This window comes from Segatella copri (assembly GCF_024330485.1).
GTDB classification, from domain to species: Bacteria; Bacteroidota; Bacteroidia; order Bacteroidales; family Bacteroidaceae; genus Prevotella; species Prevotella copri_L.
Genome location: NZ_JANDWX010000001.1, coordinates 328903 through 342677, shown reverse-complemented (window position 1 = coordinate 342677; position 13775 = coordinate 328903). Strand labels below are relative to the sequence as shown.

11 protein-coding genes are annotated in these 13775 nt (G+C 45.6%); 5 read left to right on the top strand and 6 right to left on the bottom strand.

The genetic code is table 11. From position 1 onward, the window contains the following. Positions 1-30: 30 nt before the first annotated feature. Positions 31-528 (bottom strand): DUF4494 domain-containing protein, encoded by a 498-nt coding sequence (locus NNC77_RS01330; protein WP_118062873.1) that lies wholly within the window; start codon positions 526-528, stop codon positions 31-33. A 263-nt stretch (positions 529-791) separates the two neighbouring features. Here NNC77_RS01330 and NNC77_RS01325 point away from each other — a divergent pair, with 263 nt between their 5' ends. The 4 genes from NNC77_RS01325 (at position 792) to NNC77_RS01310 (ending at position 6971) form a co-directional block, all read left to right on the top strand. Next, positions 792-2003, top strand: coding sequence for a pyridoxal phosphate-dependent aminotransferase (locus tag NNC77_RS01325; protein ID WP_006846964.1), 1212 nt, complete (start codon positions 792-794; stop codon positions 2001-2003). Positions 2004-2140: 137 nt separating this feature from the next. After that, on the top strand, positions 2141-3388 hold the full coding sequence (locus NNC77_RS01320; RefSeq protein WP_118416978.1) for an ABC transporter permease: 1248 nt from the start codon (positions 2141-2143) through the stop codon (positions 3386-3388). A 142-nt stretch (positions 3389-3530) separates the two neighbouring features. Continuing rightward, positions 3531-5198 carry an AMP-binding protein gene (locus tag NNC77_RS01315; RefSeq protein ID WP_254969677.1) on the top strand — a complete coding sequence of 556 codons (1668 nt, stop codon included), beginning with the start codon at positions 3531-3533 and terminating at the stop codon, positions 5196-5198. 108 nt (positions 5199-5306) lie between these two features. Next, entirely contained in the window at positions 5307-6971 is a 1665-nt protein-coding gene (locus NNC77_RS01310; RefSeq protein WP_254969676.1) for an AMP-binding protein, read from the top strand. A gap of 82 nt (positions 6972-7053) precedes the next feature. Here the strand turns inward: NNC77_RS01310 and NNC77_RS01305 are convergent, their stop codons facing one another. Together NNC77_RS01305 and lepA are read right to left on the bottom strand one after the other, a co-directional pair. Further along, complete coding sequence (locus NNC77_RS01305) at positions 7054-7653, bottom strand: Crp/Fnr family transcriptional regulator (RefSeq protein ID WP_118139578.1); 600 nt, start codon at positions 7651-7653, stop codon at positions 7054-7056. Between the two features lie 40 nt (positions 7654-7693). After that, a complete protein-coding gene (gene lepA, locus NNC77_RS01300) occupies positions 7694-9487 on the bottom strand; it encodes a translation elongation factor 4 (protein WP_022120308.1) in 1794 nt (597 codons plus the stop codon). A 101-nt stretch (positions 9488-9588) separates the two neighbouring features. Between lepA and NNC77_RS01295 the strand changes: the two genes are divergently transcribed. Next, entirely contained in the window at positions 9589-9975 is a 387-nt protein-coding gene (locus NNC77_RS01295; protein WP_022120309.1) for a hypothetical protein, read from the top strand. A gap of 67 nt (positions 9976-10042) precedes the next feature. Here NNC77_RS01295 and NNC77_RS01290 read toward each other — a convergent pair whose 3' ends face one another. The 3 genes from NNC77_RS01290 to pheT form a co-directional block, all read right to left on the bottom strand. After that, positions 10043-10321, bottom strand: a complete 279-nt coding sequence (locus NNC77_RS01290) for a TIGR03905 family TSCPD domain-containing protein (RefSeq protein WP_006846971.1) — start codon at positions 10319-10321, stop codon at positions 10043-10045. A 5-nt stretch (positions 10322-10326) separates the two neighbouring features. Continuing rightward, positions 10327-11070 (bottom strand): YebC/PmpR family DNA-binding transcriptional regulator, encoded by a 744-nt coding sequence (locus NNC77_RS01285; RefSeq protein ID WP_022120814.1) that lies wholly within the window; start codon positions 11068-11070, stop codon positions 10327-10329. Positions 11071-11141: 71 nt separating this feature from the next. Beyond that, a complete protein-coding gene (gene pheT, locus NNC77_RS01280) occupies positions 11142-13610 on the bottom strand; it encodes a phenylalanine--tRNA ligase subunit beta (protein WP_254969675.1) in 2469 nt (822 codons plus the stop codon). Positions 13611-13775 lie beyond the last annotated feature (165 nt).

Here is a 13775-nt window from a genome sequence, read left to right as displayed (position 1 = left end):
GCAACTCAACATTCAACACTCAACATTAATTTATTTCTCCTCGTATTCAGGCACATCATTCTTCTCCTCTTTCTTCTCGTTAGGAGCATGGTGCTCGAATACATCCATCAGTTTGGTTTCGTTCAAACCAATCACATCATAATCTATCATGGTCTTGCCCATCACCTCATCAATATAACGGAGGGCACGGGCGAGAGACTTAGCCTGAACAAGATAAGTAACATTGCTGCGCTTCTCCTTCTCACTCTTCTCATCAATTGTGATGAACTGGAGTTTAGCCTTATACCACTTATCATCATCATCCACATCGCTGAAGAAGATTTCGCCGTAGCCAGCCTTGCCGATACCGCTCACCTTCAACTCGCCGCTTACATAAACCGACATCTCATCAATGATGGCGCTCTCAGCCTCGGTAAAGCTCAAAGCATCTACTACGTATGCTTCAGAAACAACCTTTTCTGAACCATCCTCCATTGTCTTCTGATATTTCACTTTGGTCTCAAACCATGTACTTGTTCTACTTCTCATATTTTTTCTTCTTACTTATTTTAATTAATTCGTATAATCTTATAACATTTCTTGAAATTAAGTGCAAAGTTATAAAAAAGAAAGCAAAGAGCGACATATTTAAAGAGTTTTTAATCAAAAAATAAAATTTAACCGAAAGTTATTCTCAATTCTCATCTAATTTTCTTATCTTTGCAGCCGAATAGCGTAAATTGAAAAGACCAGAAGGTCATAGAATTCAATTTTCGACACGGATAATTAATAGAAAGAAACAATATTTTAAGATGCCAGAAATATCTGTACGCGGTCTTGAAATGCCAGAGTCACCTATCAGAAAGTTGGCTCCTCTGGCTGCCGCAGCAAAAAAACGTGGAGTAAAGGTATATCACCTCAACATCGGTCAGCCTGACCTTCCAACTCCTCAATGTGGCCTAGATGCCTTGAAGCATATAGACCGCACGGTCTTGGAGTATTCTCCAAGTCAGGGCTATCTCAGCTATCGCGAGAAGCTTGTAGATTACTATAAGAAATTCAACATCAACGTAACTGCCGATGATATCATCATCACATCGGGAGGTTCTGAGGCTGTACTCTTCTCTTTCATGAGCTGCCTCAACCCTGGCGACGAGATTATCGTACCAGAACCTGCTTACGCTAACTATATGGCGTTTGCCATCTCTGCGGGTGCCAAGATCCGTACCATCGCCACAACGATAGAAGAAGGTTTCTCCCTGCCTAAGGTAGAGAAGTTTGAGGAGCTGATCAATGAGCGCACCCGTGCCATTCTGATCTGCAACCCTAACAACCCTACGGGCTATCTCTATACCCGCAGAGAGATGAATCAGATTCGTGACCTGGTGAAGAAGTACGACCTCTATCTCTTCTCTGATGAGGTTTACCGTGAGTATATCTATACCGGCAGTCCTTATATCAGTGCGATGCACCTGGAAGGCATCGAGCAGAACACGGTTCTCATCGATTCTGTTTCGAAGCGTTACAGTGAGTGCGGTATCCGTGTAGGAGCCCTCATCACCAAGAATGCAGAAATCCGCAAGGCGGTGATGAAGTTCTGCCAGGCCCGTCTCTCTCCTCCACTGATCGGTCAGATTGTAGCCGAAGCTTCTCTGGATGCTCCTGAAGAGTACTACCGCGATGTATACGATGAGTATGTAGAGCGCCGTAAGTGCCTGATAGACGGATTGAACCGTATTCCGGGCGTATACTCTCCTATTCCTATGGGAGCCTTCTATACCGTAGCCAAACTGCCTATCGATGATTCTGAAAAGTTCTGCCGCTGGTGTCTGGAGGAATTCAACTATGAGGGCGAAACCATCATGATGGCTCCAGCCTCTGGTTTCTATACGACTCCGGGAGCCGGCCACAATCAGGTTCGTGTAGCTTACGTCTTGAAGAAACACGATCTGGAGCGTGCTCTGGTGGTTCTGGGTAAGGCACTTGAGGCTTATCCGGGAAGAGTGGAAGACGAAGGACTATAACAATGTTGAATGTTGAGTGTTGAATGTTGAGTTGCCTAACGGACACAAAGATTAATTTAACATTCAACACTCAACATTCAACACTCAACACTCAACACTCAACACTCAACACTCAACATTCAACATTCCCCGCAAAGATGAATTTTCCTCTATTTATAGCAAAGAGATTATATAGCGATCAGGGCGATAAACGTAAAGTTTCTCGCCCTGCTATTCATATAGCCACTGCAGGTGTTGCTATCGGACTCGCCATTATGATTATGTCGGTATGCGTAGTGCTCGGATTCAAGCATACCATACGCGACAAGGTAATAGGATTCGGAAGCCATATACAGGTGGCCGACTTCATGACGCTGCAGCAGCAAAACCAGTATCCGGTGGTCATGAACGACTCGATGGTCAACGTACTGAAAAAGATACCTGGCGTAAAACATGTGCAGAAATTTGCCATGAAAGAGGGAATCCTGAAGACGGACAGCGATTTCCTGGGCGTCATGTTCAAAGGTGTAGGACCTGATTTCGATTCTACCTTTATCCATCAGAACATGATTGAAGGCAGCATCCCTAAGTTTGATGATAAAGCGAGTCATAACCAGATTCTCATCTCACAGCTGATGGCTGATAAGCTGAAGCTGAAGACGGGAGAACGCATCTTTGCCTACTTCTTTGATGGCAACGGAGTGCGTATGCGCCGCTTCACCATCAAGGGTATCTATCAGACCAACCTGAAGAAGTATGATGAGGTAATGGTATACACCGACCTCTATACTGCCGTGAAACTGAACGGATGGGAAGAAGACCAGGCGAGCGGTGCAGAACTGACCGTAAACGACTTCAACAAGCTCAACGAGACTGAAGATTATATTATAAATAAGGTGAACCGCACGGTAGATCACTATGGAGAAACCTACAGCAGTTCTACCATCAAGGACCTGAATCCAAACATCTTCCAATGGCTGAGCCTGATGGATCTGAATGTCTGGATTATTCTCGGTCTGATGCTGATAGTAGCCGGCGTCACCATGATCAGCGGTCTGCTCATCATCATTCTGGAACGCACCTCCATGATAGGCGTAATGAAGGCATTGGGTGCCCGCAACAAGACCATCCGCCACACCTTCCTGTGGTTTGCCGTCTTCATCATCGGCAAGGGTATGCTTCTGGGCAACATCATCGCCCTCGGCATTCTTACCCTCCAGTACTTTACAGGCATCATCAAACTCGATGCACAGACCTATTATGTAAGTACCGTTCCGGTAGAATTCAACTGGCTTGCCATCATAGCCCTGAACATTGCTACGCTGCTGATAAGCATCTTCATGCTCGTAGCACCAAGCTACCTGATTTCTCATATCCATCCAGCCAAATCGATGAGATATGAGTAAAATACAGTCTATAACACCACAATATGTAGACTAAAAAGGAAAAAAACTAATTATTTTATATAGTTTTTGAAAATAGTGCACATTTTATTTTGCAGTGTGCACTATTTTCATTATCTTTGCACAAAATTTTGTAAATTGTGCAATGAATTCAATACCAAGTTTTAACTCGTATATTGAGAACAGCATTATCAAGAATTGGAATCTGGATGCGCTCACCGATTACAAGGGCACAACCCTCCAATATCACGATATTGCCAGAAAGATTGAGAAGCTACACATCCTGTTCGAAAACAGCGATGTAAAGAAGGGCGACAAGATTGCCGTCTGCGGAAGAAATAGTAGCCAGTGGGCAGTAGCCTTCCTGGCCATTATTACTTACGGAGCCATTGTCGTACCTATACAGAACGAATTTAAGCCTGAACAGATTCACAACATCGTGAACCACAGCGAAAGCAAACTTCTGTTCGTTGGTGACGTGGTAGCTACAGAGATAACACCAGAGGAGATGCCTTCGCTGGAAGGAATCATCTATCTTCCGGACAATTCGCTTGTCATCTCGCGCTCTGAGAAACTGACTTATGCGCGCGAGAACCTCAATGCCATGTTCGGACACAGATATCCTAAGTATTTCAGACCAGAACACGTGAAGTATCACGTAGACGATCCTGAAGAACTGGCAATGATCAACTATACCAGTGGAACTACCGGTTTCTCAAAAGGTGTGATGCTCCCATACAGAGCACTTTGGGGTAATCTTGACTACCTCATCGATTCAGTGAAGCCTAATATAGGTAAGAACTGCAACATCCTTTCTACCCTTCCGATGGCTCACATGTATGGACTCATGACAGAATTTCTCTTCAATATAGTATTGGGTAACCATATCTTCTTCCTTACCCGTCTGCCGAGCCCAACGCTTATCTCAGAGGCGTTGTCAGAAATCAAGCCAGACATCCTCTATGCGGTGCCGCTTGTAGTAGACAAGATTGTAAGAAAGGAAGTATTCCCACATATCCAAACCAACCGTGCACGACTGCTGATGAACATGCCTGTCATCAATAAGCGCATCAAGGAGAAGGTTCGCGAGTTTGTATTGAGAAAGTTTGGCGAACGTCCTTGCGAGGTTGTTGTGGGTGGTGCTCCGCTCAACAAGGAGATAGAGAACTTCTTCATCAGCGTAGGTTTCCCTATCGCCATGGGATATGGTACCACTGAGACTGCTCCACTTATCACCTTTGCCCATCAGGACAATTATGTGGCAGGAAGCTGTGGTGTTGCCGTGAAGCACATGGAGGTAAAGGTTTTGAGCGATGACCCGGAGAACGTAGCCGGTGAACTGGTTTGCCGCGGCATCAATGTGATGAAGGGCTATTACAAGAACCAGGAGGCAACAGATGCCGTAATAGATAAAGACGGATGGTTCCATACAGGCGACCTGGCAACGATGGCCGCCGACGGACATATCTTCGTAAGAGGCAGAAGCAAGAACATGCTGCTGGGACCTAACGGACAGAACATCTATCCGGAAGAGATTGAGGACAAGCTCAACTCCATGGCTATGGTCAACGAGAGCATCGTAATACAGAGCGATGACAAGCTGGTAGCTCTGGTTCATCCGGATATGGAAGAAGTTAACAACCTCGGCTTTACAGACGAAGACCTGGAGAACATCATGGAGCAGAACCGCAAGGAACTGAACATGCAGATACCTAGCTTCGCAAAGGTGTCACGCATCAAACTTCATAATCAGGAATTTGAAAAGACAGCCAAGAAGTCTATCAAGCGTTACCTCTATCAGAACGCAATCTAGAGACAGGCCCTATCTGCTGACAGACCATCAGCAGATAAGGTCTATCATCAGCAAACGGACTTCAGTACGAGAAAAATATAAAAAAGCAAATCGTTAAATAACAAGAATATGGAGATTCCAAGCTTTAACGCACTCATCCAAAAGAGCATCGTAGACCATTGGGATATGGATGCTCTGACAGACTACAAGGGAGCAACCTTGCAGTACCATGATGTAGCACGCAAAATTGAGAAGCTACACATCATGTTTGAGAATTCTGGTGTAGTAAAGGGCGACAAGATAGCACTTTGCGGTCGAAATAGCGCAAACTGGGCTGTAGCATTCCTTGCTACCCTTACCTATGGTGCCATTGCCGTACCTATCCTGCATGAATTCATGCCAGACCAGATTCACAACATAGTAAACCACAGCGATGCCAAACTGCTCTTTGTGGGTGATGTTGTAGCTACACAGATTGATGCAACGAAGATGCCGGGGCTTGAAGGCATCATCTATATACCGGATTATTCACTTGTCGTTTCCCGTACCGACAAGTTGACTTATGCGCGCGAACACCTCAACGAGATGTTCGGTATCAAGTATCCAAAGTACTTCCGCAAGAACCATGTCAACTACTATATGGACCAGAATCCGGATGAGTTGGCTATGATCAATTATACCAGCGGAACAACCGGTTTCTCCAAGGGAGTAATGGTTCCATACCGTGCACTCTGGGGTAATGCAGATTTCGCTGAGGACGTATTGGGTAAGAAGATTAAGCCGGGAGATTCTGTCATCAGTATCCTGCCGATGGCCCACATGTACGGCATGGCGTTTGAATTTATCTTCGAATTCATCAAGGGCTGCCACGTCTTCTATCTCACCCGCATCCCTAGTCCAGCCATCATCGCCGAGGCATTCGGCCGCATCAAGCCAGCCGTCATCATAGCTGTACCTCTGGTTATCGAGAAGATTATCCGCAAGAAGGTATTCCCTAAGATCCAGAACAACCGCATGCGTATGCTGCTCCACATGCCTGTAATCAGCAAGAAGGTGAAGGAGAAGATATGCGACCAGGTATCCAATGCCTTCGGTGGCAACTTCTACGAGGTGATTATCGGTGGTGCAGCCTTCAACCAGGAAGTGGAAAGTTTCCTCCATAGCGTAGGTTTCAAATATACCGTGGGATATGGCGCAACAGAATGTGCCCCTATCATCTGCTACGAGGATTACAAGAACTTCGTACCGGGCTCTTGCGGTAAGGCTGCCCTCCACATGATGGTCCGCATCGACAGTCCTGATCCTGAGAATGTACCAGGCGAAATCCTTGCCAAGGGTCCTAACGTAATGTTGGGTTACTATAAGAATGAGGAAGCTACCAAGCAGACAATCGACGAGAACGGATGGTATCATACAGGCGACCTCGGAACCATGGATGGTGACGGCAACGTCTTCATCAAGGGTCGTAGCAAGAATATGCTGCTCGGCGCAAACGGTCAGAATATCTACCCTGAGGAGATTGAGGATAAGCTCAACTCTTTGGCTCTGGTAGCGGAAAGCGTGGTTGTACAGAAGGGCGACAAGCTCATTGCTCTGGTTCACCCAGACTATGATGAAGCTCAGACCCTGAACCTCGGTACCAAAGAACTGACAGATGTCATGGAGCAGAACCGCCAGGAGCTCAACACCATGATTCCTGCTTACAGCAAAGTATCAGAAATACGTATACATGAAGATGAGTTTGAAAAGACTCCTAAGAAGAGTATCAAGCGATTCCTCTATACGGCAGAATAAAGAAAGTTTCATTTGATAGAATCAAAAGATACAAAAAGAAATGGTGTGACTTCGGTTTTGAAGTCACACCATTTTTTATAAATTATAATAAAGTATTCGAGCGGATTCTGGACAGCGTTTCCGGAGTCATCTGCAGATAACTTGCGATATAGGTGAGCGGAGCACGCAGAACCACCTGTGGGTTCATTTCGCACAGGCGCTTATATTTATTAGGTGCCGACTCAAATCGCATCAGATCGGCATGAATCTGAGACTGAATCAAACTCTCTTCCAGTATTTTACGATAAAGCATCTGGATATTGACATTACGCATAGCAGCCGCCTCCAGTTTCTTCTTCGGTAGCATATACACCAGCGTAGGCTCCAAAGCTTCCACCTGCAGGTGGGTAGGCTCTTCCTTAAAGAGGCTCTCAATGCACATAAAGATGGTATGGTCCACACCCAGATGCTCGGTCACCTCCTTGCCATTCTTAAAGTAAAATTGGCGTACCAATCCCTTCTCGATGTACGAGATACCCATGCACTGTTCACCTTCAGGCAAGATCAGCTCGCCCTTGCCATACTTGATAGGCTCAAGGATATCTTCCACCACATCGAGCTCATCATGAGTCATCGTACTATATTTACGCGCCAGCTCGCGCGCAATATCACGCTTAGGGGTAATTACTTTAAAGTCTGCCATAATACTTAACCTCCTTTTCCATTATACTTATATTAAATCATTAGTCGAGTTTGAGCACAGCAAGGAAGGCTTTCTGTGGAACTTCCACATTACCAATCTGCTTCATGCGCTTCTTACCCTTCTTCTGCTTCTCAAGCAACTTGCGCTTACGACTCACGTCACCACCATAACATTTGGCGGTAACATCCTTGCGCACCTGCTTAACAGTCTCACGTGCCACAATCTTGGCACCGATAGCTGCCTGGATAGCAATATCGAACTGCTGACGAGGTATGAGGTCCTTCAACTTCTCGCACATTCTGCGACCAAAGCTCACAGAGTTATCGCGGTGAGTCAAAGTACTCAAAGCATCTACAGGCTCTCCATTCAACAGGATATCGAGCTTCACCAGGTCGGAATGACGGAATGAATCGATATGATAGTCGAACGAAGCATATCCCTTGGAGATACTCTTCAGCTTATCATAGAAGTCGATGACGATTTCTCCCAACGGCAACATGAAGTGGAGTTCTACACGGTTTCCACTCACATATTCCTGGTTGATGAGTTCGCCTCGTTTATCCAGACAGAGTTTCATGATAGGTCCAATATAATTGGTTGCCGTAATGATGGTTGCCCGGATATATGGTTCCTCAATATGGTCTATCAGTGTTGGGTCTGGCAATCCGGAAGGATTGTGAACCTCTTTCACACCGCCCTGCTTGTCGTATACCATATAAGATACGTTAGGTACGGTAGTGATGACATCCATATTAAACTCACGGTCCAGTCTCTCCTGTACGATTTCCATGTGGAGCAATCCGAGGAATCCGCAACGGAAACCGAAGCCCAAAGCCACAGAACTCTCTGGCGAGAAAGTCAATGAAGCATCATTGAGCTGCAGTTTTTCGAGCGATGCACGCAGATTCTCGTAATCGCTAGGATCGATAGGATAAACACCGGCAAAGACCATAGGTTTCACTTCCTGGAAACCCGCAATCGCCTTGTCACAAGGACGGGCAATATGGGTAATGGTATCACCCACCTTTACCTCGGTAGCATTCTTGATACCCGAGATGATATAACCTACCTCACCGGTACCCAATTCCTGGCGTGGAATCATATCCATCTTCAATACACCGATTTCATCAGCATCATATTCCATGCCGGTATTGAAGAACTTCACCTTATCTCCCTTACGGATCACGCCATTCTCTATCTTGAAATAGGCGATGATGCCGCGGAAAGAGTTGAATACAGAGTCGAAAATCAAAGCCTGAAGCGGTGCCTTCTCGTCTCCTACCGGAGCAGGAACACGATTAACAACAGCTTCCAGTATATCTTCTACACCCTCACCGGTCTTACCTGAAGCACGGAGAATATCCTCATGCTTACAACCGATCAGGTCTACAATTTCGTCTTCTACCTCATCAGGCATAGCTGAAGGCATATCTATCTTATTGATTACCGGAATAATCTCCAGGTCGTGCTCGATAGCCATATAGAGGTTTGAAATGGTCTGTGCCTGAACGCCTTGAGTTGCGTCAACAACCAGCAGTGCTCCCTCGCAAGCAGCGATGGAACGGGAAACTTCGTATGAGAAGTCAACGTGTCCCGGAGTATCAATAAGATTCAGGATATAGGTCTGTCCATCCTTTGCCTTATATTCCATTTGGATAGCGTGACTCTTGATTGTGATACCACGTTCTCTTTCCAAATCCATATCATCAAGCATCTGACCTTCAGTAATCTTGATGGTCTGAGTCTTCTCCAGAAGTCGGTCTGCCAAGGTACTTTTACCATGGTCTATATGTGCAATAATGCAGAAATTTCTTATTTTATTTATATTCTCCATATAATTTTCTCTCTTTAGAGTGCAAAGATAGTATTTTTTTTCGTATCTTTGCACAAAATATTGAAAATAATAGAGATTTTTAGATAAAAAATAGAAAAATCATGAAGAAAAAGTTGATTTACATCGGTATTTTTGCTTCTTTGCTCGTTTCTTGTACAGAAAGTCTGGAGGACAAAGCGGCTCGTGAAGCCAAGGAATATACAGAAAAATACTGTCCTACTCCATACGTCAACGATGCCAGGACTGACAGTGCTGCATTTGATAAAACCAAGAAGATATATACGTACTATATCTCTTTGAGAAACAAGGCAGATAACAAGAAGGCGATTGATGCCAACAAGGGTAAACTCCATAAGATTCAGAAGGAAGCCCTGGACAACAACCCTGGTCTGAAGAAATATAAGGAAGAGCATTTCACCTTCCGTTTCGTATATCATTCGGCTAAGAACCCGAAGGAGGTGTTGCTGGATGATATCTTTAAGTATTAGAAAAGACACGGATTACAAGTAGTAGAAAAGGCACGGATCACTATAGTAATCCGTGCCTAAAATACTCTTAATATCCCATTTCCTGCAAAGCTGTCGCCAACTGGTCTGGACAGCTTGTAGGCTTATTGCCACAAGTGATACCCTTCAGTCGGGCGATGACCTCCTTTGCCTTCATGCCTTTAATCAAAGCACAAACGCCCTTGGTATTGCCATCGCAGCCTCCGATGAACTGGGCATCCTGCACATTTCCATCTTCATCTATACTGATGCAGATGTATTTTGAGCAGGTGCCATGAGTCTGATAAGTTACCTTCTGCAACTTATCCTGTTTGTCTTGCTGCAACATAATGCTTATTCTGCGTCTGCAGGAATTTCTGGCTTCATGTTGGTATATACAGTCTGAACATCGTCAAACTCTTCCAACTTCTCAACCATCTTGTCGATAGTTTCGCGCTCCTCAGGAGTTACATCCTTCAAATCGTTAGGGATGTAAGTGAACTCAGCACCAGTTACCTCGAAACCCTCAGCCTCCAGGTGCTTCTGAATCTCACCGAAGCTTGTAGGAGCACCATAGATTGTGATTTCGTTGTTCTCCTCATCCTCATCAAACTCATCTTCTACGCCGTAGTCGATCAGGTCGAGAATCATCTCATCCATATCCAGACCTTCCTTCTTCTTGAATGTGAACACAGCCTTGTGGTCGAAGAGGAAAGACAGAGAACCTGTTGTACCCAAGTTTCCGCTGAACTTGTTGAAGATAGAACGAACGTCAGCAACAGTACGTGTAGTGTTGTCTGTCAGAGTATCAACGAAGACAGCCACTCCGTGAGGGCCATATCCCTCGTATGTTACTTCCTTGTAATCGCTGGTATCCTTGCCACAAGCGTTCTTGATGGCACGAGCGATGTTATCCTTAGGCATGTTCTCACGCTTACAGTTAGCGATGATAGCACGCAATGATGGGTTGTTCTCTGGTTCTGGACCGCCTGCCTTCACAGCAATAGCAATCTGCTTACCCAACTTAGTAAATGTCTTGGCCATGTGGCCCCATCTTTTCAGCTTTGTAGCTTTACGATATTCAAATGCTCTTCCCATTGGAATAAAATTTTAAATGTTTATCGTTTGTTTATAATATTATCTTAATTCTGCACTGAGCACCTTCTGCATTATCTCAATTCTGCATTGAGCTTGCTTGTAAGGTTGGCTATGAGCTTCTTCATGATAGCATCTATCTGCTTGTCATTCAGAGTCTTCTCCTCATCCTGCAGGATGAAGTTAACGGCATAACTCTTCTTGCCCTCTGGCAAATGCTCACCCTCATAAACATCGAAGAGTACCACGCTCTTCAGAAGTTTCTTCTCTGTCTGGTGGGCAATCTGCTCAATCTGAGCGAACTCTACATTCTTGTCTACGAGCAATGCAAGGTCGCGGCTCACTGAAGGATACTTGCTGATGTCGGTGTAAGTAAGGTTCACCTTCTTCACTGCCTTCATCAGGTTATCCCAGTGGATATCAGCATAGAATACATCCTGCTCAATATCGAATGCTTTCTTCAACTTCAGGCTCAGGATACCCAGTTCTACCAATACCTTTCCGGCACGGGTCTCGTAACTTACGCCCTTAGAGAAGATGTTATTGTCGCTGTGCTTGATAACCACGTTGTTCTGTGGCATACCTACACGGCGGAGAACATTCTCTACCACAGCCTTCAACTCGTAGATATTGCTCTGCTCATCAGCATGAGCCCAACTGCCCTCTACGCGCTTACCGGTGATGAAGAGTGACATGTGAGCCTCCTGAGAGTAAGCCTTGATAGGACTCTCCTCGCTCCATTTCTCCTTATTATATATATAGGTGTTACCCACCTCGAAGAACTTCAGGTTCTGGCTCTTATGGTTGATGTTGCGAACCACGCTCTCCAAACCACCGAACAGCATCGTCTGGCGCATCACACCGAGATCAGCACTCAATGGGTTCATCACCTTCACGGTTGTCTCGTTAGGATACTTGTTGAGGTCGAAGTCGGTATAGTAGCTAGCCTTGCTCAGAGAGTTGTTGAGAATCTCCATGAAGCCCTCGCCTACCAGCTGCTCAGCCACGAGGTTCTGGCTGTGATAAGCCTTGTCCTCATCGCCCTGAACAGTCAGGGAGCTCTTCAACTGGGTTGGAATCTCCACATTATTATATCCGTAGATACGGAGAATATCCTCTACTACGTCGCAAGGACGCTGAACGTCTACACGATAAGCAGGAACCAGGAGGTCGATGCCCTCAGCATCCTCCTTCACAATCTTCATCTCGAGAGATGTGGCAATGTTTTTGATGGTCTCAGCACCAATCTCCTTACCGATGAGGCGATGCGCATACTCATAGTTCAGACGAACTGGGAAATCCTGTATTGGCTCTGGATATACATCCTTGATCTGCATGGAAATCTTACCGCCAGCCAACTGCTTGCAGAGGATGGCAGCCTGTTTCAATGCATAAATCTGTCCGTTTGGATCTACACCACGCTCAAAACGGTAGCTGGCATCTGTACTCAAACCATGACGGCGAGCGCTCTTGCGGATCCATGTAGGATGGAAGTAAGCACTCTCCAAGACTACATCCTTGGTTGTCTCGTAAGTACCAGAGCCCTTACCGCCGAAGATACCGGCGATACACATAGGCTCCTCAGCATTGCAGATGCTCAGGTCGTGCTCACCCAAGGTATGCTCCTCGCCATCGAGAGTAACAAACTTGGTGCCCTCTGGCTGGGTACGAACTACAATCTTATGACCGGTAACCATGTCTGCATCGAAGCAGTGCAATGGCTGGCCGTATGCCATCATGATGTAGTTAGTGATATCCACGATATTGTTGATAGGGCGCAAGCCGATGATGTTCAGCTTATCCTGCAACCACTTAGGACTTTCCTTCACCTCACAACCGGTGATGCTTACACAGGCATAGCGCTTGCAAGCCTCAGTATTCTGAATTTCAACATCGATAGGAAGATCCTCGTTGTCTACCACAAACTCATCGCAAGATGGGCGATGCAAGCTTGTCTTGTAGCCATTCTGCTTCAACCAGGCATACAGGTCGCGGGCTACACCCCAGTGACCGAGCGCATCAGCACGGTTGGCTGTGATATCAATCTCGATGAGCCAGTCGCTCTCCAGGTGATAATACTCAGCAGCAGGCTGACCTACCGGAGCATCTTCTGGGAGTACGATGATGCCGTCGTGAGAGGTACCTACACCAATCTCATCCTCAGCACAGATCATACCCAAACTCTCTACACCGCGGAGTTTGCTCTTCTTAATGGTAAAACTCTGGTCGCCATCGTAAAGCACGCAGCCCAAATCAGCCACGATAACCTTCTGACCTGCAGCAACGTTAGGAGCACCACAGACAATCTGCTGAGGTTCGCCCTTACCCAAGTCAACGGTTGTAACATGGAGGTGATCACTGTTAGGATGCTCCTCGCATGTCAATACTTTACCAACATAGAGACCTTTCAGTCCGCCCTTGACAGACTGAACTTCTTCCAAAGCGTCAACTTCGAGTCCGCAAGAGGTCAACGCGTCCGCAGTCTCCTGTGGTGTCAAATCGAAATCGACGTATTCTTTAAGCCATTTGTATGAAACGTTCATTATAATGATTTTTTATTTTATTTCTATTTTGAAAAACCCGAAGAAACATCATTCGGGCTATGCATGTTCTAAAACTCTGCAAAAATACAAAAAAAAATGCATATAAACAAATAACATTCGCCATTTTTGCACTATTTAAAATAAATACATGCAAAAATGGCGAAT

Coding starts and splice junctions, on each gene's coding strand:
- NNC77_RS01290 (WP_006846971.1), bottom strand. CDS start 10,321: ATGTTGCAGCAAGACAAACAGGATAAGTTGCAGAAGGTAACTTATCAG.
- NNC77_RS01330 (WP_118062873.1), bottom strand. CDS start 528: ATGAGAAGTAGAACAAGTACATGGTTTGAGACCAAAGTGAAATATCAG.
- NNC77_RS01285 (WP_022120814.1), bottom strand. CDS start 11,070: ATGGGAAGAGCATTTGAATATCGTAAAGCTACAAAGCTGAAAAGATGG.
- NNC77_RS01315 (WP_254969677.1), top strand. CDS start 3,531: ATGAATTCAATACCAAGTTTTAACTCGTATATTGAGAACAGCATTATC.
- pheT (WP_254969675.1), bottom strand. CDS start 13,610: ATGAACGTTTCATACAAATGGCTTAAAGAATACGTCGATTTCGATTTG.
- NNC77_RS01325 (WP_006846964.1), top strand. CDS start 792: ATGCCAGAAATATCTGTACGCGGTCTTGAAATGCCAGAGTCACCTATC.
- NNC77_RS01295 (WP_022120309.1), top strand. CDS start 9,589: ATGAAGAAAAAGTTGATTTACATCGGTATTTTTGCTTCTTTGCTCGTT.
- NNC77_RS01320 (WP_118416978.1), top strand. CDS start 2,141: ATGAATTTTCCTCTATTTATAGCAAAGAGATTATATAGCGATCAGGGC.
- NNC77_RS01310 (WP_254969676.1), top strand. CDS start 5,307: ATGGAGATTCCAAGCTTTAACGCACTCATCCAAAAGAGCATCGTAGAC.
- lepA (WP_022120308.1), bottom strand. CDS start 9,487: ATGGAGAATATAAATAAAATAAGAAATTTCTGCATTATTGCACATATA.
- NNC77_RS01305 (WP_118139578.1), bottom strand. CDS start 7,653: ATGGCAGACTTTAAAGTAATTACCCCTAAGCGTGATATTGCGCGCGAG.